The sequence below is a fragment of the Singulisphaera rosea genome, from assembly GCF_054877945.1.
The window spans coordinates 596,027-618,551 of the sequence record NZ_JBTYIP020000001.1 but is presented as its reverse complement, the minus strand read 5'-3'; the positions used below and the strand labels follow the sequence as shown (position 1 = coordinate 618,551).

At 64.4% G+C, this 22,525-nt stretch carries 15 protein-coding genes; 3 read left to right on the top strand and 12 right to left on the bottom strand.

Annotation, left to right across the window (positions count from 1 at the left end; translation table 11 throughout):
- Nucleotides 1-65: 65 nt before the first annotated feature.
- A complete protein-coding gene (locus tag ACYOEI_RS02380; protein WP_462847663.1) occupies nucleotides 66-1,424 on the top strand; it encodes a Gfo/Idh/MocA family protein in 1,359 nt (452 codons plus the stop codon).
- 396 nt (nucleotides 1,425-1,820) lie between these two features.
- Here ACYOEI_RS02380 and ACYOEI_RS02375 read toward each other — a convergent pair whose 3' ends face one another.
- The 4 genes from ACYOEI_RS02375 to ACYOEI_RS02360 form a co-directional block, all read right to left on the bottom strand.
- Nucleotides 1,821-2,591, bottom strand: a complete 771-nt coding sequence (locus ACYOEI_RS02375) for an SDR family NAD(P)-dependent oxidoreductase (protein ID WP_462847662.1) — start codon at nucleotides 2,589-2,591, stop codon at nucleotides 1,821-1,823.
- 39 nt (nucleotides 2,592-2,630) lie between these two features.
- Complete coding sequence (locus ACYOEI_RS02370) at nucleotides 2,631-3,335, bottom strand: HAD family hydrolase (protein ID WP_462847661.1); 705 nt, start codon at nucleotides 3,333-3,335, stop codon at nucleotides 2,631-2,633.
- Nucleotide 3,336: 1 nt separating this feature from the next.
- The gene (locus ACYOEI_RS02365) at nucleotides 3,337-4,476 is read right to left on the bottom strand and encodes a TIGR03364 family FAD-dependent oxidoreductase (RefSeq protein ID WP_462847659.1); all 1,140 of its coding nucleotides are present in this window, start codon (nucleotides 4,474-4,476) and stop codon (nucleotides 3,337-3,339) included.
- A gap of 108 nt (nucleotides 4,477-4,584) precedes the next feature.
- Complete coding sequence (locus tag ACYOEI_RS02360) at nucleotides 4,585-5,394, bottom strand: methyltransferase domain-containing protein (RefSeq protein WP_462847658.1); 810 nt, start codon at nucleotides 5,392-5,394, stop codon at nucleotides 4,585-4,587.
- Nucleotides 5,395-5,920: 526 nt separating this feature from the next.
- Between ACYOEI_RS02360 and ACYOEI_RS02355 the strand changes: the two genes are divergently transcribed.
- A complete protein-coding gene (locus ACYOEI_RS02355) occupies nucleotides 5,921-7,042 on the top strand; it encodes a pyridoxal phosphate-dependent aminotransferase (RefSeq protein WP_462847657.1) in 1,122 nt (373 codons plus the stop codon).
- Nucleotides 7,043-7,417: 375 nt separating this feature from the next.
- On the opposite strand, the gene ACYOEI_RS02350 is transcribed toward ACYOEI_RS02355, so the two are convergent.
- The 4 genes from ACYOEI_RS02350 to ACYOEI_RS02335 form a co-directional block, all read right to left on the bottom strand.
- Nucleotides 7,418-7,876 (bottom strand): hypothetical protein, encoded by a 459-nt coding sequence (locus ACYOEI_RS02350; RefSeq protein WP_462847656.1) that lies wholly within the window; start codon nucleotides 7,874-7,876, stop codon nucleotides 7,418-7,420.
- A 261-nt stretch (nucleotides 7,877-8,137) separates the two neighbouring features.
- Nucleotides 8,138-9,283, bottom strand: a complete 1,146-nt coding sequence (locus ACYOEI_RS02345) for a DUF1559 family PulG-like putative transporter (RefSeq protein WP_462847655.1) — start codon at nucleotides 9,281-9,283, stop codon at nucleotides 8,138-8,140.
- A gap of 574 nt (nucleotides 9,284-9,857) precedes the next feature.
- Entirely contained in the window at nucleotides 9,858-11,114 is a 1,257-nt protein-coding gene (locus ACYOEI_RS02340; RefSeq protein ID WP_462847654.1) for a YkgJ family cysteine cluster protein, read from the bottom strand.
- A gap of 364 nt (nucleotides 11,115-11,478) precedes the next feature.
- Complete coding sequence (locus ACYOEI_RS02335) at nucleotides 11,479-13,941, bottom strand: DUF1549 domain-containing protein (protein ID WP_462847653.1); 2,463 nt, start codon at nucleotides 13,939-13,941, stop codon at nucleotides 11,479-11,481.
- A 320-nt stretch (nucleotides 13,942-14,261) separates the two neighbouring features.
- On the opposite strand from ACYOEI_RS02335, the gene ACYOEI_RS02330 reads away from it, so the two are divergent.
- On the top strand, nucleotides 14,262-15,734 hold the full coding sequence (locus tag ACYOEI_RS02330) for a DUF1501 domain-containing protein (protein ID WP_462847652.1): 1,473 nt from the start codon (nucleotides 14,262-14,264) through the stop codon (nucleotides 15,732-15,734).
- A gap of 31 nt (nucleotides 15,735-15,765) precedes the next feature.
- Here ACYOEI_RS02330 and ACYOEI_RS02325 read toward each other — a convergent pair whose 3' ends face one another.
- From ACYOEI_RS02325 to ACYOEI_RS02310, 4 genes are all read right to left on the bottom strand, one after another.
- Complete coding sequence (locus ACYOEI_RS02325; protein WP_462847650.1) at nucleotides 15,766-17,829, bottom strand: PPC domain-containing protein; 2,064 nt, start codon at nucleotides 17,827-17,829, stop codon at nucleotides 15,766-15,768.
- Between the two features lie 1,202 nt (nucleotides 17,830-19,031).
- Nucleotides 19,032-19,577, bottom strand: coding sequence for a hypothetical protein (locus tag ACYOEI_RS02320; protein WP_462847649.1), 546 nt, complete (start codon nucleotides 19,575-19,577; stop codon nucleotides 19,032-19,034).
- A gap of 148 nt (nucleotides 19,578-19,725) precedes the next feature.
- Nucleotides 19,726-20,601: a prolipoprotein diacylglyceryl transferase gene (gene lgt, locus ACYOEI_RS02315; protein WP_462847648.1), complete on the bottom strand. Its 876-nt coding sequence runs from the start codon at nucleotides 20,599-20,601 to the stop codon at nucleotides 19,726-19,728.
- A gap of 387 nt (nucleotides 20,602-20,988) precedes the next feature.
- Complete coding sequence (locus ACYOEI_RS02310) at nucleotides 20,989-22,464, bottom strand: DUF1501 domain-containing protein (protein ID WP_462847647.1); 1,476 nt, start codon at nucleotides 22,462-22,464, stop codon at nucleotides 20,989-20,991.
- Nucleotides 22,465-22,525: the final 61 nt, after the last annotated feature.

Genomic DNA, 22,525 nt, shown 5'->3' with positions numbered 1-22,525 from the left:
CGCGCTTGCGCGAAGGTCGGCCCCGACGATCGGGCCGCGCGAATCTTCCGAGGAGAACCTTGAAGATGTTCGTCCACACTCGTCGCAAGTTTCTCGTGCAGGGCGCAGTGGCCGGCGCCGCGGGCTCGGCCCTGCTGGGACAGAACCCCGCCGCCGCCCAGGAGCCGAAGGCCGACTCGCCGAATGGAAAAGTGCGATTCGCATGCATCGGCGTCGGTGGCAAGGGTGATAGCGACACCCGCGAGGCGGGGAGGCATGGAGAGATCGTCGCCCTCTGCGACGTCGACGAAGAACGACTCGACAAGATGGGCGAGCGCTTCCCCAAGGCCAAGAAGTATTTCGACTATCGGAAGATGCTCGAAGACCTCGGCGAGAAGATCGACGCGGTGACCGTCAGCACGCCCGACCATAGCCATGCGCCGGCGAGCGTGATGGCGATGAAGATGGGCAAGCACTGCTTCTGCCAGAAGCCGCTGACCTGGTCGATCGAGGAAGCCCGCGTCATGCGGACGCTCGCGGCCGAGAAGAAGCTGGCGACCCAGATGGGCAACCAGGGGACCTCGAAGGACGGGTTCCGCGAAGGCATCGAGGTGATCCGGTCGGGCGCCCTGGGCACGATCAAGGAGATCCACGTCTGGACCAATCGCCCGATTTGGCCCCAAGGCGTCCCCCGCCCCAAGTCCACCCCCGGCGTCCCCAACGGCGTCCACTGGTACGAACTGCTCGGCCCCGCCCCGGACCGGCCGTATCACCCCAGCTACTTCCCCTTCAACTGGCGCGGCTGGGTCGACTTCGGCACCGGCGCCCTCGGCGACATGGCCTGCCACACGATCAACATCGCCGCCATGGCCCTGAACCTGTTCGACCCAGAGTCGGTCGAGGTCGTTGACACCTCGGGGATCGTCGACCACGAGACCTACCCCCTCTGGTCGATCATCCGCACCCAGTTCGGCGAGCGCGACGGCCGACCCCCGCTGACCATGACCTGGTACGACGGCGGCAACAAGCTCCCCGAGGACAAACGTGCATTCAAGCACCTCATCCACGACGAGAAGCTCGCCGGCAGCGGCCTGATCATCGTCGGCGACAAGGGCACCTTCTTCTCGAAGGACGACTACGGCTCGGAGTACGTGCTGCTCCCGAAGGAGCGGTTCAAGGACTTCAAGCCCCCCAAGCCGACCCTCCCCCGCTCCCCCGGCCACGTCACCGAGTGGGTCGACGCGATCAAGACCGGCGACTCGACCAAGGCGCTCTCGAACTTCGAGTACGCCGGCCGACTCACCGAGACCGTCCTCCTCGGCGTCGTCGCCCTCAAGGTCGGCGGCAAGATCGAGTGGGATCCCGCGGCCATGAAGGTGAAGAACAACTCCGCGGCCGACCAATACATCCGCCGCGAGTACCGACCGGGCTTCTCGATCCACTGATCCGACGAAACATCAAGGCCCCGGCCCCTCGCTAGCGAGGGGACGGGGCTTTTACCTCGGATTCGATCAGGGATTCTTGGCCACGGATTGAACACGGATAATTAAAATGTTTAATTTTAAATATCTCTTGCGATTTTCATTTCAGCTGTGACCATCTGTGCCATCTGTTGAAAAAGCCATCTTCTCTTATCCGTGTTCCATCCGTGGCTAGAGCGGATCACGATCGGATTGCATCCACCTGGTGCTTCCCTCGTGATGACTTTTACCAGGCCGAAGCGCCAGCGAGTGAATCCCATCGCAAGAAATCGAAGAGGATTCACTCGCTGGCGCTTCGGGCTTGTGTCAATGAGGTGCTACCCGGATGTTAACCGCTGTAAAAGACCCCCTTCTTCTTGATCACATCATCGCCGAAGAGAACCCGCCGTCAACTTCGACCGCGACGCCCGTGACGTAGTCGCTCGCGGGGCTGGAGAGCCAGACGGCCGTGCCGGCGATGTCGCGCGGGTCGCCCCAACGCCCTTGGGGGATCCGGGCGAGGACTTTTTCATAAAGCCCCGGGATGACATTCCGGGCGCGGTCGGTCAGCTCGGTCTCGAACCAGCCGGGGAGGATTGCGTTGACCTGGATGCGATCCGCAGCCCAGGCCAGGGCGCAACTCTTGGTGAACTGGACGATGCCCCCCTTGCTCGTGGCATAGACCGGGGCGTAGGCGATCCCGAACGTCGAGGCCATGCTGCCGATGTTGATGACCTTGCCGCCCCCGGCCTGCCTGAGCGCCGGGTAGACCTCTTTGGACATCAAGAAAGCACTCGTGAGATTGACGTCCATCACGGTGTGCCAGTCTTCGAGGGTCAGTTCATGCGGCGGCTTCCGGATCGAGGTCCCGGCGTTGTTGACGAGGATGTCGACCCGGCCGAATCGCTCGAGCGTGGCGGCGACGGTGGAGGCCACTTGATCCGGCTGGGTGACGTCGGCCTTGAGCGTGAGGACTTCGGCACCGGTCGAGTCGATGACGTCCTTGGCGGCAGCGAGTGACTTCTCCGCGTTTCTCGCCACGATCACGACTTTCGCCCCGGCCTGCCCCAAGCCTCGGGCGATCCCCAGGCCGAGTCCCCCGTTGCCCCCGGTCACGATGGCCACTTTCCCCGTGAGGTCGAACGGATTCAACTTGGGCTCACCTTTGCGCCGGGCGCGTTGGGTGGATCGTCAGGAGAGATCAGAATCTACGGTGGTCCCGAGCCCGAGGGCTGCGGGCAGCTCGTCGAGCGAGCCGATCAAGGCCGAGGAGGGATACCGGGAGAGCTCCTCCCGGCTGTGCGTCCCACTGGTGTAGCCGATCACGATCCCGCAACCGACATTCTGGCCTTCCTGCAAGTCGACCGGAGTGTCGCCCACCTTGGCCACGTGTCGAGGGTCGTCGACGTGGAGTTGTTTCATCAAATGGTGAATCATGTCCGGATGTGGCCGGCCGCGGGCGACCTCGTCGCTCGCCACGCTCGCGTCGACGAGGCCCTGTTCGGCCCAACCGAAGCGGTCGATAATGATCTGGGCGATCTTGCGGCTGAAGCCGGTGTTCAAGGCAATCTTGATCCCCCGCGCGTGGAGCGACTCGAACAGTCGGCGGGCGCCGGGCATCTCTCCCACGGACGGGTCGGATTCGTAGAACCGGCACATCCTCGCGACGAAGTCGTCGTGGATCGCGTCGACCTTGCCTTTGAGGTGCGACGCGTTCGCCCCGTCGACCAGGGTCCGAATCGCCTCGGGTTTGTGAAAGCCCATGACGGCGTCGACGGCCGCGGGCTCGACCTCGAGCCCCGCGCCGGCCAGGGCCTCGCGGAAGCAGCGATTGACGGCCCCTTCGTCCACGACGGTCGTCCCGGCCATGTCGAAGACCACGAGTTCGATCGCCATCTCAGCACTCCCCGAGGGTCTTGTTCACGACCTGCTCTGCCAGTCCGAACGAGAGAGTCATGCCCATCCCCCCCGTCGCCATGATCGACGTGGCTCCGGGGGCGAGATCCGTCACGAGATAAGGCTCCGACGGATGCTTGAGGTACGTGCCATTCCAGCGCGACGCGATGCGGAAGCCCGGGACCTCGAGGAACGTGGCGAGGTAACCGAGGATCAAGTCGTCAATCTCTCGCTTGTCGAAAGGTTCGATCTCGCCGCGATACTCGTGGGAATCGCCGACGACGACTTCGCCCCGGCCGTTCTGGGAGGCCATCACGTGGATCCCGAATCGGTCGAACTCGGGATATTCCGCCGCGATCCGGGCCCGGAGGGCGGGGAGGCCGGGGCAGGCTTCGAAGGCCCGATAGTGCCGGAGCGTCGGCCCCGCCGCGAGCATCGGGCCGAGCCGCCAGCCCCCGCCCACGGGCTCCGACCGCATCATCTGGAGCTTGCAGCGGAAGAGCTGGCTGGCCTGGTAGGCGTCCGGGTAGAGGGTCTGGAAGTCCTCCCCGGCGCAGACCCAGAGGGTGTCGGCCCGCCATTCCATCCCGCCGGCGAGCACGTGAGGCCGGTCGTAGCCGACCACCGTACGGTCGAACTCGAAGCGGACCCCGTACGTGTCCGCCAGGAATTTGGGGAGACTCCCGACGATAAGCCGAGGGTCGACGCAGACCTCGGTCGAGCTCCAAAGAGCGCCGAGGAGACCTTGGGACTTGATGCCCGGGGATCGCTCGCGAACTTGCCTCGGGTCGAGCATCTCGCAGTCGATCCCGGACTCGCGGGCGAAGGTCGAGAACTCGCGGAGGACCTGGATCTCGTCGTCGTGATACGCGACGTGGAGCGAGCCGACGGGGTCGTGCCAGAGGCCGCTCAGGCCCAGGACCTCGCGCCAGATCTCGACGCTCCGGACGGCCAGGCTCCTGAGGGCACCCGGCGGCTGGCCGATCGGCCAGAGCATCCCGAAATTCCGGACCGAGGCACCGGCCGCGCGGGGACTCCTCTCGAAGACGACGACCTTTCGCCCCCGTCGCGCGAGATGGAACGCGTGCGCCAAACCGATGATCCCCGCCCCGACAACGGCATCGTCGAAGCGCTCGCTCATCGCAGGACCCTCTTCGATTCTTCCCGAGGCGGGCATCCGGTTGCACGAGGTACCCCGACAACGTTCGAGGTCGTCGGGGTGGTCATGCCCTCGATCCGCTCGATTGGATCAACGGCGGGTGGCCAGGTAGATGCCCCACTTCATGTCGCCGGCGTTGCAGAATCGGACCTTCATCTCCCAGCGCTTCACCAGGTAGTCCAGGTCGGACTCGCTGAAAGACTTCAGGAAGTCGGCCCGCTCCGATTCCATCCGGCCGAGCTCGCGGGTCAGGATGTCGACGAACCTGTCGGTCGCATCTTCGACGACCACGTCCTGGAACCCGGCCGCTTCGAGGAACTTGCCGTAGCTCGCGGGGTCGGTCAGGTTGTAGCCGGTCTTCTCGGCGTAGGCCAGGAACTCGGGGGAGCGCTGGCCGGTCCCCTTGGCGTAGTCGGTGATGATGAGCTTGCCGCCCGGGTCGAGGAGCGAGTAGAGCCTCGAGAAGAGGACGGCCTTATCCGGGAGATGCATCAAGGCATCTCGACTCCAGATGATGTCGAACTTGTCCGGGAACGGTTCGGCGAGGATGTCGCCGAGGATGGACGTGACGGTCTTCGGGGCGTCGGTTTCCGTGGCGCGTTCGAGGGCGATGTTGATCATCTCGGGGGCGAGGTCGATCCCCGTCACGACGGCCCCATACTTCCGAGCGAGGAAGAACGCCGCGCCACCGATACCGCTGCCGACGTCGAGGATGCGGACCCCGGGGCGGAGCGCGTCGCCCAGCTTCGAGACGAGATACTCGGTGGTCTCATGGCCACCGGTACTGATGTATCCCTCGCCGAAGACCTTCTCGTACCTCAGGATGCCCGTCCGAGTGTACTGCCCGTTGTTGTCGTAGGTGGGTGCTGCGGAATCGGTTGCGGGACTCGGCGTTGTCATGGGGTTCCTTGAAATTCTGAGGGGCACCGCCGTACGCAGTCCGTCGTCGGACGCGGCAGGGAGTCCACGGGACGGGCGGGTCGGACAGATGGACAGTCCGGGACGCGGTGGGCGAGCGTCGCGGAAAGGAGAGATTGTACCCAGGCGATGTCGGTCCTTCCAAGCCCCAAATGGCTCCCGGCGGCGATCCTCACGAGCTGTTCACCTCGTCTTCAAAAAGGCGCGACGCCGGCCCTTGCAATAATGGTCCGGGTTGTTAAATTCGGTCGTGAAAAGACGGAGCGCCAAGGCCCCAGGTCGGCTCGACTCCGCGGATTTTCACGGTTTCGGTCCTTCGGGGACTTGAGGGAGTCATCGTTCGGCCAGGCTTCTTACCTCAGTCCGCGCGAATATGAGGAGCACTTCCATACTTCACCCGTTATTCACCGACAAAAGTCGGAAGGTCGACCAGCGGGCGACCCTCCCCATCCAACACGGTGGCAATCAATCGGCGATCCGGGCGAGGCTGAAGCTGGGGAACCAGCCCTTGCTGGATTTCTCCGCTCCGCTGAACGGACTGGGGCCGCCCCAGGGGGCTCGGGAAGCCGTACGCGCGGCGACCGAGAGCATCGACCGATATCCTGAGCCGGGCTCGCCCCGCCTCTTGCATCGGTTGGCCGAGTATCATGACGTCCCGCCCGATCGGATCCTCGTCGGCGCCGGGACGACCGAGCTGATCAGCCTGATCGGCCAGATCTACCGGGAGAAGCTCGACCTGGATCCTCGCGACCCCGAGGAGCCGGAGGTCCCGCTCGCCCACCTCTCCGAGCCCACCTACGGCGAATATCGCCGGACCTCGGCCCAGAACGGGCTGCCCCTGAAGACCTGGGGACACCACATCCTCGGCTGGGAGCAGGACGTCCTGCCGCACCACGCGTCCGGGATCTTCTGGACGGGACATCCGAATAACCCGACGGGCCGGGCCTGGGAACGCGAGCGTCTTCTCAGCCTGATCGACCATCACCCGGACCTGATGACGGTCGTCGACGAAGCGTACCTCCCGTTCCTGCCCGACGAGGCGGATCGGACCCTCGTTCGCGACGTCCTCACGCGAGAGAACCTGGTCGTCCTCCGCTCGATGACCAAGATCTACGCGTTCCCCGGACTTCGGATCGGGTACGTGGTCGCGTCTCCCGAGGTCATCACGCGGCTCCGGCGGGCCCAGCAGCCCTGGACCGTGACGACCGCCGCCGAGTTGGCCGCCCTCGCCGCCGTGGACGACGAGGACTACCTGAAGCGGACCGTCGAGTTCATCAAGGCCGAGTCGGTTCGCCTGACGGAAGCCTTGTGGGACATCCCGGGACTTCGGCCCGTCTGGCCGAGCGAGAAGCGTCCCGAGTCGGCTCCCGCCATGCCCAACTTCGTCCTGGTCAGCCTGGTCGACACCCCCTGGACGTCGACCCAGTTGCAAGACGCCCTCGCCAGGCGTGGCATCCTCCCTCGCGAATGCTCCAACTATCGCGGACTCGAGATCGGCTCCATCATCAGTGGGCACGGCCAGAAGTTCGAGACCCAGGGGCACCTCCGCTTCTGCGTCCGCAAGATGGAGGAGAATGATCTCCTGTTGAAGACCTTGAAGGGGCTCATGACCGCTCCCCCCTGCCATTGACCCGAGCGGAGTGCGAGTCCCCCCCTCCCGGTCGCCGTGACCGGATTCGCGCTCCGAGGGACTTTGACGATCCGTCGACCCACCATCCTCGCTCGCAATGCGGAGGCCGACCCTCCTCTCCCGCATCCGCATTGACGCGATGGCTTTCCTCAATTCGAAACGACGGATGCGTCAACGCCAAGCAGTTGAGGTCCTATTTGCGGCCTCATTCGGATAATGATGTTCCCCCGGTCGGTGGGGCACTCCTGCCCGGCTCTTGCCGCGGAAGCCGAGGGCATGAGTGCCCCACCTGCCGGGGGAACGTCCGTGGGGTATTGTGAGTCTGATGGCTACGAAAGCGGCCTTGACACTCTCGAATCAAGGCTTGACGGGCCACTACCGGCTCTCTTTGGTCGGAGATCCCGCGGCCGGCTCCAGCTCTCCGAGGATCTCCTTCCGGTCTTCTTCGCCGAGGCTCTTGTCTTTCGAGACGACCCCCGCGACGATCTTCCGCGTTTCGGATGAAGATGTCTTTTTAATCAAAGAGAACTTCTCGACCGTCTCCTCGACGACGTCGCCGATCGTCGTGGCGATTTCGCGCTTGGTCGCCTCGGACCCTGCCGCCTTCCCCTTCTTCTCGGGGAGTCGGCTGGCGATCTTGGCCTGGGCGTTCTTCGGAGTAGACTTCGAGCTTCGCTTCAACGTCTTCACCCGGAAGATCAACTCCTGCGCGAGCGCCTCGGGCGTGTACTGGGTGGCGGGATCGAACTCCACGGGCTGACCGCAGCCGGCGACGAGAAGGGTGGCGCCCCTCATGATGACGATGGTCAGGAGTTTCCGAGCCGAGCGATTCATTCCGAGGGTCCCTGGGCGGAGTTCGTGTTGTCGGGATCGCGGAGCCTTCGAGGCAAGATCGAGCGGATGGGTCGCCATCCCCGCGATGGACCTCGATGGGGATTGACCAGCCCGCGCGGGCCGCGTGCCGCTCGGTCCAGGATGAGACGATCCCCGCGAGACCGGTGAGGGGGGAAACTCACCGGCGCCGGGGTACGGTTGCAACGGATTGGCGGACGACGTCGTCCGTCCTGGGATGGAAAGGACGTGCCGGGGCCGAGATCAGAGCGAGTCGGCGGAGATGATCTCGCCGCGACCTCGGGTCCCCAGGGCCCACCACGTCTGGAGGTTGATCGTGTTCTTGATGAAGCGGACCGAGCCGTCCATCATCGAGACGTTGACGCCGCCGGGGTGGTTCCCGGTGGGGTTCATGGCGCCGTCGCCTTCGGAGCAGCGGAACGTGTCGCTGTAGTAGCTCACGATCGGCGGGGCGTTGGGCGGGAGGAGGTGGGCGTACACGTGACGCTCCCAGGCGTCGGTGTAGGACCAAGTCAACCCCTTGACGCTGCTCCATGGCTGCCAGTTCACGTAGTTGGCGAGCCCGTCTCGGACGACGTCCATCGCGGCGACGTCGATCTGCTCGACGAGGGCCGAGTTGGTGTAGTTCAGATTCCGGCGCGGGTCGGGCGAGTTGCCCGAGCCGTCGTTGATCAGCGACTCCGAGACCGCCGCCGTGTTCGAGGTGCCGTCGGTGATGCTCGCCAGGGAGACGACGACGTCGGTCGTCGCGGCGAAGGCATCGCTCCGACACGAGCCTTTCTCTTTGTACATCCTCGCCATCGTCATGATGCCGGTCAGGTACGGGGGCGTCCCGGAACCGATGGGAGAGTCGCCCGGGAGGAGGATGTTGCGCGGGTGGCCCGTGTTCCCGGCGTAGCTGAAGTTGCCGACGTCATACGCGACGTTCTCATACCCGAACCCCGTGCTGGTCATCCCGTCAGAGGGGCAGATCAGGGTCCCGACCCTGGCCTTGTGCACGGTCGCGTCGACCCCGGTGACCAACCCGCTCCATTCCTCGGTGTAGGAGAAGTTCATCGCGTTGTAGAGGTTGGACTGCTCGAAGAACGGAGTCAGGCCGCAGAGCCAGGAATGGCAGCCCGAGGCACCTCGGGGGTTCGGGCTGGTGATCTCATTCGCATAGCGATATTCGTGCATTGGCGTCGTGCCGTAGACGTCGATGTAGTTCGCGATCGCGAGCGTGATCTGCTTGAGGTTGTTCGTGCATTGCGCCCTCCGGCCCGCCTCGCGCGCCGCCTGCACGGCCGGGAGGAGGAGCGCGATCAAGATCGCGATGATCGCGATCACGACGAGCAATTCGATCAGCGTGAATCCACGCCGATCACGCTTCAAAGATGAGGTTTTATCCACGTCGCAACTCCTGAGGCCCCGCAGAGCCGACCGAAGGAAAAGTTGGAAATATGAAAGCAATGAGATCTTGGCCGACCGATTGAGTCGCGAGCCCAGGTCCGTCACCGACCCGGTGCTCGCACGCTGGGGAGCAGACTCGTCGAGGAGTCAACCACGCTCCACGACATGGATTCTCTTCGATGTCGAATGGGGTTGTGTTAACCTATCGATGCAAAATTCTAGAAGCGTTGCGTGAATTTTGTCAATCAGGAAATGAGAGGGTTCTGTGAATAATCGATGAAGGGTGGTGCGTGCAAGCATTTTGGTGTGGGCGAAGTGGTGGGAGGGTCCGTCGAGGTCTCGCCCGATATCAGATCAGGATGATCCCCCGGTCGGCGGGGCACTCCTGCCCCTCGGCTTTTGTCAGGGCTTCTGCAGTAAAAGCGGGGCAAGAGTGCCCCGCCGAGCGGGGGGAGATTCGGAAAAGCGGGGCAAGAGTGCCCCGCCGAGCGGAGGGACGTCGATAATGCGTTGCTCGTGTGATGACAGGGAAAGCGGCCATCGATGACCTTGATTGTTGATCGAGAGGGCAAGTTCAGCGGCTGTACCAGGCCACGAGTTTATCCAGCTCACCACGCTGCGCCATGGTCCGCAGCAGATACTGGATGTGCGGGAAGCCGAGCATGGGGTTACCACCGAAGTGGTTGTCAACGATCTGAATCGCCAGCTGAACCGCCTCTTTTGGTGGCCGGTCACTGAGGGCACGACGCAGCCAAAGGATCATCGGCAGCGTGAGGATGAGCGATTCAAGGCCGGCCAGGAGCGGAAGATTGAAGTTGGGTGGGCCGCAAAATTGGAGCGAGTTCAGCTTGACGACATAGTATCGTTCCAACGTCTCATCCAAATCCGGTTGTCTCCCAACCCGCTGCTCGACATCATCGAAGGTGATTTTCGGGAGAAACTCGTTGACGCGAGGGACCGATCCACGCCCCCTGACGAAGCGACAGCCCGAGATCACCCGGACCAAGCGATTCCAAAGGCCCGAGGCCCGACGGACGTTCAGATCCCGTTGGGCACAGATCGCCAGGAAGACGCGGAACAGGATCCCGCCAAACAACCGGTCGGGGGGCGACAGGTCCTCGGCCGCCCGGGGGAGTTCCGTATCGACGGCCGAGCGCACCGCCTGCAAGTATTTGCTAAGCCGGTTGCCTTGGAGGTTATCGAATTGGGTGTAGCCGCAGACGCGGGCGACGGCCAGACACTTGCGGAGTCGCCGTTCCAGGGGATCGCTGCGGTCCTGAACGATCTCAACCAACACCTGGACGACTCGGTGCAAATCCGGCCATGAGATGTTCTGATCGGCCCGTAGCTGGGGGGGCGGCGCACTTTCCCCCGACCTGCCGACGTGTTTCTCCAACAAGCCCGAGAAATACACCAGGTCATCTTCGGCCTCGACCAACGGTCGGCCCTGATTGGCCGCGGCCGAGGGGCAAGAGTAGCGCATGCCGACGCGCCAGTGACTACCCGCCGGGATGAGGATGTAGGGAAACAGGCGGCATACGAACGGTTTGATGCCGGCGCCGAATCGTTCCTCGAGCCGACAGCGGTTGTTCGCCGTCAAGAAGACACATCCCCCCTCGGGCCGATGCGCCAGCTTCCATTGCTTGGAACCCCGACCTGCGGGCGAAAACCACGGCTTGGGGCCGACCTGGGGATCGTCGGTCAGGTCGAGGGACTCGATCCGACGCTTATCTTCGTCGGTGATCACGGCCTCGAGCGTCCGGCAGCAGTCGCCGCAGCCCTGGCAATCCCAATTCTGAATCAAAGGTAAATGTTTTATGGGGATAGACATAAATCAATGATCGTATAAATAAAGTCGCGTGAACGCTGCCCTCGGCAACCCTCTTGCCTGGGTCAACCCCGTGAACCTCGTGTCTCGGGGTTGGAGGAGACGGCTCCGGTGGAGTCGGTCCCCTGTCGGATGACCGCTCGAGGCGCCGATCCCGAACCGGGAGCCATTGTCCCAGGTCGAGCTCCCGGGCGATACGTGGCAAGTGGCGAAGCGGTCGTCACGTCGGTAATTTCCCCGAAACCTGTTGTTTTCTTAAGCGACGGGTTTCCGAGGGGCGCGACGACGATGTCTCCAAGAGAGTCGTCCCCATCGATAATATCAGAAACCCGTTATTTAAGAAAATAACGGGATTCGGGGAAGGGGCTCAGTGCTGGAGTAAAAACTCGGGGTGGTTCAATAGGGTCCAGAGCAGATCCTCGGCGGCACGTCGGCGTTCGTGCGAGCGGGCCGTGAGCTCGGCCACGGCGAGAGAGCGTTCGGCAGGTTCGGGGTGGCGGGAGAGCGTGGCGAGGAAGAGCTGGTCAACGAGGGTCGAGTCGTCCACGCCCGACTTGAGCAACGCCCCGATTCGGTTCCCGGGGGCGATGACCTTGCTGTGGAGCGTGCGGCCGCCGACGAGTTGGAGCGCCTGCTCCAGGGTTGCCGTGGTCCCGCGTTCGCACTCGCAGGCCTCGGTTCGGGCCGGTTGGCCGAAGTCCTTGAGGAAAGGATGGACGAGCTCTCCGTCGGGTACTTGGGCGGCCCTCGACCCTTCCGGGAGGTTGAACAGGGGCTCGGGGACCCCCGTGGCGCGGCAGGCCGAGTCCAGGAGCTGCTCGGCGGACAGGGTGCGCACGGTTGCGTGCGAGAAGTAACGCCGGTCGGACTCGTTGAATCGGTTCGGACGCGAGGAGAGCTGATAAACCCGACTGTTGAGGATCAGCCGGGCGGTCCGCTTGCCGTCGAATCCGTGGGTAACCAGGTCGTCGGCGAGAGCCTGCAACAACTCGGCCGAGGCGGGCGGGTTCGACTCGCGGAAGTCGTCGACCGGCTCGACGATCCCACGCCCCATCAGATGATACCAGATCCGATTCACGGCCGCCTTGGCGAAGAACGGGTTCGTCGGCGAGAGGAGCCAGTCGGCCAGGGCCTCGCGGCGGTCACCATCGTGCGGGATCCTGGCCGGTTCCGCGCCGAGCGGCTTCGGGGGCATCACGGCGCCGGTCCGGGGCTGGCGGATGTCCACGTCGGGTCGCAGGTAGACCGTTTCTTCCTTGTTGTACTGGGCGAAGGTCTGCGGCCCGTTCTTGTACGCCACCTGGCTGAAGAAGGCGGCCATGCTGTAATAGTCGTCCTGCGTCCAGCGCTCGGCGACGTGGTTATGGCACTTGGCACAGCCAAGCCGGACGCCCATGAAGAGCTGACTGACCGACTCGACCGCGTCCTCGGGCGTCCGGATCCGGCGATAGAAGCTGGCCGGCGGGTGGGTGAAGTTCGGCCCTTTGGCGGTCACGATGTCGCGGACGAACCGGTCGAGCGGCACATTCGCAGCGACCTGGTCGCGAATCCAGCGGTGGAATCCGATCGCCCCCTTCACGCCCACGAACCGACGATTGCATCCGAGCCGGTCGGCCCACTTCAGGGTCCAGAAATCGACGTATTCCGGCGTCTCGAGAAGCGAATCGATGAGACGCGACCGCTTGTCCGGCCTCGCGTCCTGGAGGAATGCGACGACTTCCTCGGGCGAGGGGATGAGCCCGGTCGTGTCGAGGTGAACCCGCCGGCAAAACTCGACGTCGTCGCTCAGCTCGGACGGAGGAATTCGTAAGCTCTTGAGCTTGGCGAAGACATGGTGATCGATGACGTTGTTCTCGGGCGGGTCGACCCAGGCGAGCCCCGGCACAGGCTCCTGGAACTGGATGCGGACCGTGGCGACGAGGTGCTCGAACGAAACGAGGATCGTCGCCTCGCCCCGCGCGACCTTGACGACCCGGCCTCCTTCGTCGACGTCGGCGATCGTGGCATCGGTGGTGCCGAATCGGGCGAGCCGAGTCACGTCCCGGTTCGAGCCGTCTGCGAATCGGGCGCGGACGACCAACTGCTGCTCGCGGGCTGGGGCCTCGAGCGTGCGTGACGGAGGGGTGACGACGAGTCCGACAAGCGAGGGGGCACCCGCTCGATCGGGGTGGGCGCCTTCGGCGACCCAGTCGCGGAGGACGGCGTAGAGGTCACCCCCGGGCTTGAGTCGGGGCCCGCCCTCGTGCGGGACGTGCCCGGTCCCTTTGAGGAGGATCAGGCTCGCGTCGGGGGCCAACGGGTCTGTACGCCTGCCGCCGGATTCTCGGGCCAGCGTCGTGATGTCGAGCGCGGGGTCGTAGCCGCGGAGGCTGAGTCGGAAGCCGTTCTTCCCCGTCGGCGTGCCGTGGCAGGCCCCCATGTTGCATCCCGCCTTGGTCAGCGCGGGCAGGACCTCGCTGGCGAAGGCGATGGGGCGGACGTTGGCCGAGTTCCGGACCCGGACGACGGCCATCGCCTCGGTCGAACCGACTCGCGCGTGAATCTCGGCCTCGCCGTCGCCTCGTGCTTCGACTCGACCTCCGGGCAGGACCGCGACGATCGCCGGGTTGGAGCTCGACCACTCGGCCGGAGTGGTCAGGTCTTGAATGGCTTCGCCGGGAAAGTGCCCGGTCGCGATCAATTGGGCCGAGCCTCGCCGACCGTCCAGGAGCGTGTCGGCCGGCTCGACGACGATGCGGTTTGGCCCCGAAGCCGTCTCCTCCGCTCCGGCCGGTGCCAGGCACCACCCGAGGACGAGCCAGCTCGAAAGTCGGACCAGGCGCGAGCACATGGGCGGGCTCTCCACGGCGAGGCGGGTGGTCAGCGGATTCGTTGTGATGCCGAGACAATTGCGGTGGAGGTCGACATCGTCATGATCGACACGAGCCGACTTCGTTCGCCAGGCTTACCGAGCCGGGTTCGCTGCCGAAAGTATTGATTGCATTTGCAGGGTGGGCATTGCCCACCGGATTCATGGGGAGGCCCGGTATGCAATGCCCACCCCACACAGATCGGTCGGAGGAAATCACTGCGGGAAGTCAGAGGTCGAGGCGCATGGTATCGAGGCTCGATAATTTGTTATACTAAAGCATCGGCGATCTCGTAAGCCCCATGAATCGCCGCGAACGAGCGATCCTCGGCATCGATCGAGGACTCGAGCTCACCGGCCAAGCCGGAACGGATGCGACGCCGGGGCGGTGGCTCCTCGTGAGGGCGACGACGATGTCCGAAGGGCGAGCGTGCTTGGACTTTCGGCGCGGAGGGTTCTCGCGCCGGCAGATGCTCCAGGTCGGGGCCCTGGGGAGCCTCGGCCTGACCCTGTCTTCGGCCTTGCGTGCCGAGGCCACGTCGGGCCTGAAGACGCGGGCGAAGTCGGTGATCTTCCTGCACCAGTTCGGCGGCGTGCCGCAGCAAGACACCTTCGACATGAAGCCGGACGGCCCGACCGAGCTTCGCGGGGAGTTCAAGCCGATCTCGTCGAGCCTGCCCGGCTTCGGCGTCTGCGAGCTGCTCCCCAAGGTCTCGCGGATCATGGACCGGATGACCGTGGTCCGCTCCGTCAACCACCGCACGAGCGCCCACAACTCGGCGGCGTACTATTCGCTCACGGGCCAGCGTCCTCGCGTGGACATCGTCTCGGCCACGGCGTCGGCCTCGGACTACCCCGCCTACGGCTCGATCGTCAGCAAGCTTGCGCCGAGCACGAAGCGCGTGCCCACGTTCGTCTCATTGCCCTGGATGATCGCCGACGGCGTGTTCCGGACCCCCGGGCAGTTCGCGGGCTACCTCGGCAGCGAGCACGACTCGCTGTTCATCACCAAGAACCCCAACGCCTCGGATTTCTCGGTCGAGGAACTGACGTTGCCGATCGAGGTGCCGTTGGAGCGAGTCTCCTCGCGCAAGGCGTTGTCCGCGGGTCTTTCCGCATACTCTCGGCTCCAGACCTCGCTCGCGGCGGTCCGCCGCCTCGATGCCTACCAGCAGAAGGCCCTCTCGCTATTAACCTCGACCGAGACCCAAAGGGCGTTCGACATCCAGGCCGAGGACCCTCGCCTACGAGAGCGTTACGGCCGCACCCCCTACGGCCAGAGCGTGCTCATGGCCCGACGTTTGGTCGAGGCGGGGGTCCGGTTCGTGACCGTCTTCTATTCGCCGGGGATCGTCGGCTGGGATACCCACAGCGACAACTTCCCCTTGCTTCGCGACAAGCTCCTGCCGGCGACCGAGCAGACCTTGCCGACCCTGATCGAAGACCTCGAGGCCCGCGGCATGCTCGACGACACCCTCGTCGTCTGGACGGGCGAGTTCGGCCGCACCCCCAAGATCAACAAGGACGGCGGCCGAGATCACTGGCCACAGTGCTACACCCTCCTCATGGCTGGCGGCGGCATGAAGCGCGGGTTCGTCTACGGCGCCTCGGACCGGTCCGCGGCCTACCCGACCGACGACCCCTGCACGCCCGACGACGTCGCGGCGACCATGTTCTATTGCATGGGGATCGACCCCGCCACCGAGCTGCGCAACCACCTCGATCAACCCGTCCCCGTGTCGTACGGGTCGCCGATCCTCCCGCTGCTCGCCTGACGCCTTCCCTGCCTTCTCGGTATGCTCGCGCTCAAGGAGCGCGGGCGACGTCCACCGCAATCAGGGCCGAGGCGACCGCGACGTCCGACTTCGCTGCTTGCACGACCAGTCCGAGCGGGATGGACCCGACGGGGGCATCCTTCGCCGCCGAAATCTTGAGTGTTATGCTCGACGTGTCCTCGCCGATCTTCGCCTCCGCGACGCTCAGCCCCGTTGGGGGGGCCAAGGCCACAACCTTGTAGGTGGCCCGGTCGTTCCCCGTCCTCTCGACCTTGAGCGTGGCTTCGACGGACCCGCCACGTGTGACGGCGAGTCGTTCGGCCGTGGGGACCAGACGGATCGGGCTCGCCTTGGCCATGGCTGCGACCAAGCTCAGCACCGGTCTCGAGTAACTCGGGATCGTCCCCGACATCCCGAATCCGGGATCCGCCATGGTTTGCTTCGCGAAGACCACCGACCCGCTCGCGACGACAACCCGTCCGTCTTCTCCCTTGCCCACGACCTGAAGCTCTTGAACCTGCGAAGTCCCTTCGGCTCCGGCTTTCAATGCGAGGATTCCGCGAGCGTGGCCGGCGGGCACCGTGGCTGGGACGGCCGACAGTCCGGTCCCTTCAGCGATCCCCTGGACGTCGAGCGAGATCGGGCCTTCATACCCTGACCGCGTCACCGTGACGGGGATCAACGCGAGGCCATTGCGAGGGACGGAGACCTGCCAATCGTCGAGGGCGAGTCGGAAGCTGGGGACGGCCGGCTCGACGACCAGTCGATAGGAGAAGCCGACGCCGCCTCGGTCCGCCAGGTCCTTGATCACCAGCTTGACCCGCCCCTGGTCCTTGGGCATCGTCAGGTCGAACGCCGGATCCGTCGAGGTCGGCCCCGCTCGGCGCCCTCCTCCCCCGCCCCCCTGGCGACGCCCCGGCGCGAGCTTGCCGTCGTCGCTCTCGCCCAGGGGCTTCCCAGACTCCGCGAAGACCCGCAACTGCCCGTCGAGCGCGGAGCCGAGTCCCCAGGACTCGACGCGGACCTCGAGCTTGCTCCCGCTCGGCGCCGCGACTGTGTACTCGTCCCGCTCTCCAGCGTCCGAGAGCCGGCCCACGATCGACGCCGGAGGCGAGAGCGCGGGGAGTCGTTGCCCAGGATCGGCCGACTCGAGCACCGCAAACGGCGACCCGAGAGGGATCGGCGCGGGGAACTCCACATCCAGGTCCGACCCGGCCCATGCCGGATCCCCGATCGACCGGGCCGGGATCGCTGGGTGGAATGTCGCCAGGCGAGGATCCGATGGCGTCCGCATTGCGAAGAGACACCCGACGGACAATGTTCCGCCTCGCAGTTCGAATGCCGTGTTCTGGCCTCGAGGAGCCACGAACGGGTGGACCTCTCCCGCAAACGGGACAGCCCCAATCGTCAGCCGATACGCCGTACGTCCCGCCCCCGCAAACCGCGAGTCGCAGAACTCCACCAGATACGCCCCGTCCTCGGGCAAGACCGCGGCCAGATACGCGTCCGTGAGCAAGCCCGGCGTGTCATCCGCCGAAGCCACGAGTCTCCCGTCGGCGGTCGTCAGCCTGACCATCGGGTCCACCTCCGACCCGATCCTCGCGCCCAACGCATCGACCACAACCCGCTGACCCCGCTTCGCCTCGAATCGAAAGAAATCCCGGTCGTTCCCGGGACATTCCCCTTCGACGATCGCAGGGTTGGCGATGACCTGTGCGTTTCCCGGAGCGTTGTTCGGCTCAACCTCCGCGACCTGCCCCACCTGCCCGACGGCCAACAGAATCGGGTTCGAGATCCCCGAGTCCGTGACGACGTGTACCGGATACACCCCCACCGCCGTCCCGTCCTCGACGGCCAGCCGGACCTTCCATCGCGTTCCATCACCTCCGCTGTTGCCCGACTCCTCGACCCGGAACGCGAACGGTGCATGAAGCCTCGGATGCTCGCCCAGCCCCGCACCCTGGAACGTGACTACAGTCATTTCACCCCGACGCACGCCGAGCGGCGAGTTTCCCGTCAGCCGGGGCGGGTTGGCCCGTACGGATGACCCCACTCCGAGCAGCCCGATCAGGAAGACGATTCGCAACCCGTGCATTGGTTCCAATCTCCCAACGTTGCCCCGGCCCAATTCTCAACGTCCCGACTCGGCGAGGTTCTTCTCATCGCTCCAACGGGCGGGCTCTCGGTGGTCTTCCGGGAATCACGGACTTCTCCGAACCATGGGTCTCTTCAAAGCCGGGGTTCTGCCTCCGTGAACGCCAACCACGTGCAAGTAAGCGTCGAAAATCCCCAGTGAGGTCCGTCCTCGGGAAAGCCATCAGAATTGGGACAAGCATGGAAACGATCGGACCCAGGAGATTTCGACGAAGAACGGACGTTGGGCCATCGACCGACGTTCCTATCGCGTTAATCGTGATCGAAGTGTGTGAGCGACGCAAGCGAAAGGCGGCGTCCGCTGGTACGATCACCAAGGCGACAGCGAGTGGACTTCAATCGGTTCTCGGAGCCGAACTAACGCTCAGGCGGTTAGACTCCATTGATACGAATCATTATTTGAGGGAATCGCTCGGTGGATCGTCGGCGCATCACGCTCCGAACCTGCATGGCGGTCATAGCCGCCTCGGCTCTCATGCTCTCATGGGTTCGATCGCAGGGCTCGTTCAGCCATGCCCTGATCGCCGTTTCGCATTTGAATATCGCCAGGGGCCTTTGTTTCGCTGCAACCTTGGGGATGGCCCGCTTGTTCGGGCCTGTCATTCTCGGAAGGTGGCGACGCTCGGCAATCACGGGACTGTTCGGCTTGACGCTCATTGCATCCGTGTATTTGGGGTGGGTGCAATACCGCTGCATGCACTTGTACATTCACGGACTCGGTCACGGATTTCCTTATCCTGACTCGGCGATCAACTCGCTCGAGCGGTGGTTCGACGCTCGGAGACCGGCGGCTCCCGGGATTCTGAAACTCCATGGAGAATATCCGACCGTCGGCTTCGTCCTGGGATTACTTGCCCTCGGATCCATCTCTATGTCGGGGTTGATGTTCGGCCTCAAATCAAACCAATCAGACCGATCCGTAGTCGGCCCACTCGAGAGGGCAAGTACTCCTCCCGAGTAACGTTGTCTTAGACGCTGTGGTGTGTCGACTTGACCAAAGTGTGTGTCGCGAGTTGTTCCGCCGAAGGAAGGAGCAAGGGTTTGTGAGGGGAAGGCAGCCTACGCTCTGGGGACGTCCTGCGGCGGTTTCTGAATCTACCTCCGCCTCATGTGCGACCGCTGGCCATCCTCTGTTGGGGAATCTCAGCCGAAAAACCAAGTCGCGATCCATCCTGGGTCCCACGCGGAGAAGCTTATCGCCGCCATCCACGGGGCGAATGCGATTAGTAAATGGATTAGTATGGTCGTGTGTTGTTGAAATTCGGGCTTGTCGTTGTTTATTGCTTGCCTTGATGATTCTAATAGCCTAAATATCACTGCAACTAGGCTGAGAATTAGCATCTCGGGGGCCAGATGTAGTGCAATCCAAGTCAATGCGTGCGAAGTCGTGGTGACTCTGCCGATGTTCGTGGGATCGTCCAGATTCGGACGCGGGAGGTGTCCGAGTTCGATTGCGGCGATAAGCCACGTGCCGACGATGGCGAGCGTTGACAGAATGGGGTAGCAGGCTGATATCCAGGTGAGAATCGTGATCCATCGCGACGTGGTGAGGCATGACGCGAGGCATGCCACCAAGGCGGCACAGTTCAGGATCGGCGAGTATTCGTTGAGGATCCTTGCTCGAATTGCGAGGAGGACCAGCGCCACAACGGCGATGAGCTTCTGGTAACCGACGAGGCGGAACTGCATGGTTGGCCTTGCCCTGAGGCCAGTCCAGGTTCGCGACGCTCCGGAGCTGGCGAGATGAGGTACCTCGTCCCAGTCGACCGGCTTGGAGAGGACTCCGTCACGTCGCACTCGACTTATGCCATGAGTATTGTCGTGGCGATTCGCTTGTTCAAGCCGTCGATGTCACGACCGCCGGCTCCTTCGAGGCATCGAGGCTAGGTCTGGTCTCGACTTGATAGGCATAGACTCCGACGGGAAGTCGCGAGAGGCGGTACCAGGCGACGAGCCCGCAGGCGAGGATGGCGACGCTGATGTTTTGGGAGAGGGTCATCCCGGCGAAGATCGGGGGTTCGTCGTCGCGGAGGCCTTCGATCAGGAACCGCGTGACGGGATAGGTGACCATGAGGAGGGCCATGACCTCGCCGTCGCGGCGACGGAGGGGGAAGTAGGCGGTGAGGAGGGCGAGGAGCAGGAGGCCGTCGAAGACGGAGTAGAGCTGGGTTGGGTGGACGGAGAGGGAGTGGAGCTCGGACGGGGGAATGAGGCCGAGGTAGACCTGGTGGATCCAGGGGAACGAGCCCGAGGGGAAGCGGACGGCCCAGGGGAGGTCGCATCGGCCGCCGAAGCAGCAGCCGTTGAACCAGCAGCCAAGCCGACCGAGGGCCGCGCCGAGGGCCAGGGCCGGGGCGACGGCGTCGGCCATCGCGCGGAAGGGGAACGGGTGGCGGTACCAGTAGATCACCGAACCGATCAGGCCGCCGATGATGCAGCCGTAGAAGACGATGCCCCCTTGCCAGATCTTGAAGATATCCCAGAGATGATTGATCGATTCGCGGTGCTGGGCGATGTAGAGGAGTCGGGCACCGACGAAGCCTCCCCCCATCAGCCAGATGGCGAGCTCGAAGACCACGCCGGGTTCGATCCTCTCGCGGCGGGCCCTCCAGGCCGTCAGGTACAAGGCCCCGAAGCATCCCAGGAGGAGCATCGCGCCGAAGCCGTAGATCTTGTGGTCGAGCCCCGGGATGACGAACAGGACCTTGTGCATGTCGGACTCCTTCCCTGGGCAGATCGGACTTCGAGGACCCGCTCCGGCGGGCATGGATCGTGGACCGTTGCGAGCGCGACAAGTTGGGACGTGAACCCGTGAGATCCGTGTAGGGTGGGCATCGCCCACCTCGCCTTCCGGAATGCTGGTGGACGGTGCCCACCCTACGAAATGCGTATGGATCGTGCGCGTAGCGTCCTTTAAACCTCGTTCGGATTTGATATCTCAGGTGGTGGGGCCCCTGCCCCGCGACTGGGCGATCGGATCGTTGAGGATGCCGGGAGGGGGGAATTCGATCAAGGCCAAATCGTGTGGCCTTTGAAAATAGGAAAGCCCGGGCGACTGGCGTCGTCCGGGCTCGTGTTGCTTTGGTTTGGAAAGCGTCGGTCAGGCGAAGAGCCGGGTGACGGTCTCGGCCTTGACCAGCTCTCGGGGCTGGTTGAGATGGTTGTAGACGATGGTCGCCGGGTCGATGCCGAAGGTGTGGTAGATGGTCGCGAGCAGCTCGCCGGGGTGGACGGGGCTGTCGAGCGGGGCGGAGCCGGTCTTGTCGGACTTGCCGTGGACGTAGCCTCGGCGGATGCCCGCGCCCGCGACGACGGCCGTGTAGCAATACGGCCAGTGGTCTCGGCCGTCGGCCGAGTTGCCGTTGCCGGAGGTGCTGATGCCCTTCTGCGGGCTTCGGCCGAACTCGCCGACGGCGACGACGAGTGTCTCGTCGAGGAGGCCGCGGTTATCGAGGTCGGTCAAGAGGCCCGAGAGGCCGGCGTCGAGCATCGGGCCCGACTGGTTCTTCATCCGCTCGGAGAGGCCGCTATGGTGGTCCCACGAGTGGTTGTCGGAGTTGGCGACCTTCGGCCACACGACCTCGACGACTCGGGTCCCGGCCTCGACCAGGCGTCGGGCGAGGAGGCAGCTCTGGCCGAACGTGTTGCGGCCGTACATGTCGCGGATCTTGTCCGGCTCCGCGGCGATGTTGAAGGCCTCGCGGGCGCGCCCGGAGATGATCAGGCGGAGGGCCTTGTCGTAATACTGGTTCAGGTTGTAGTCGGAGACCGCCTTCTCGAGCTCGGGCATGCCCGAGTCGATCGCCTGACGGAGCTTGGCCCGGCGCTCGAGGCGGACGGAGAAGACCTCGGGGCGGAGCTGGAGGTCGTCGATCTTGATCCGGTCCATCTTGGCCAGATCCATGTCGTCGCCGTCGGGGTAGAGCGTGTACGGGTCGAACGCCTTGCCCAGGAAGCCCGCCGTGCCGCCTTTGCCGACGACGCCGCTTTCCTGGAGCGGCCTCGGGAGCATGACGAACGGGAGCATCGGCTGCGTGGGGGGCTGGAGCCGGATGATGTTCGAGCCGAAGTTCGGGAAGTCCTTCGGGCTCGGGGGCTCGAGCTGGCCCGACGGGCTGACCTTGTCGGTCGTATACCCCGTCATCATCTGATAGATCGCGGCCGTGTGGTTGAAGAGGCCGTTGGGGGTATAGCTCATCGCGCGGAGCAAGGTGAACTTGTCCGTGATCTGCGAGAGCTTGGGGAGGATCTCGGTGAAGTGGGTCCCGGGGGTCTTCGTCGGGATCGCCTTGAAGGAGCTCCGGACGTTGTCCGGGACGTTGTCCTTGGGATCCCAGAGGTCGAGGTGGCTCGGTCCCCCCTGGAGGTAGACCATGATGATGCTCTTGGCCTTTCCCCAACCGGGCCGGCCGGCGATCCCCGCCTGGTCGGCGCCGACGGCAGCCTTCAGTTCGAGCATCGAGCCGAGCGACATGCCGAGCAGGCCCGATCCGCCCACCCGCAGCAGGTCTCTGCGGGTGACGCCGAGGGAGCGGTCACACAGGTCTTTTCCAGGTTGACCGGGGACGATGATCATCGCGGTACTCCTCGTCGACGGGTTGGGGGTTGAGGGACCTCTCGAGTCATATTCGGCGTGC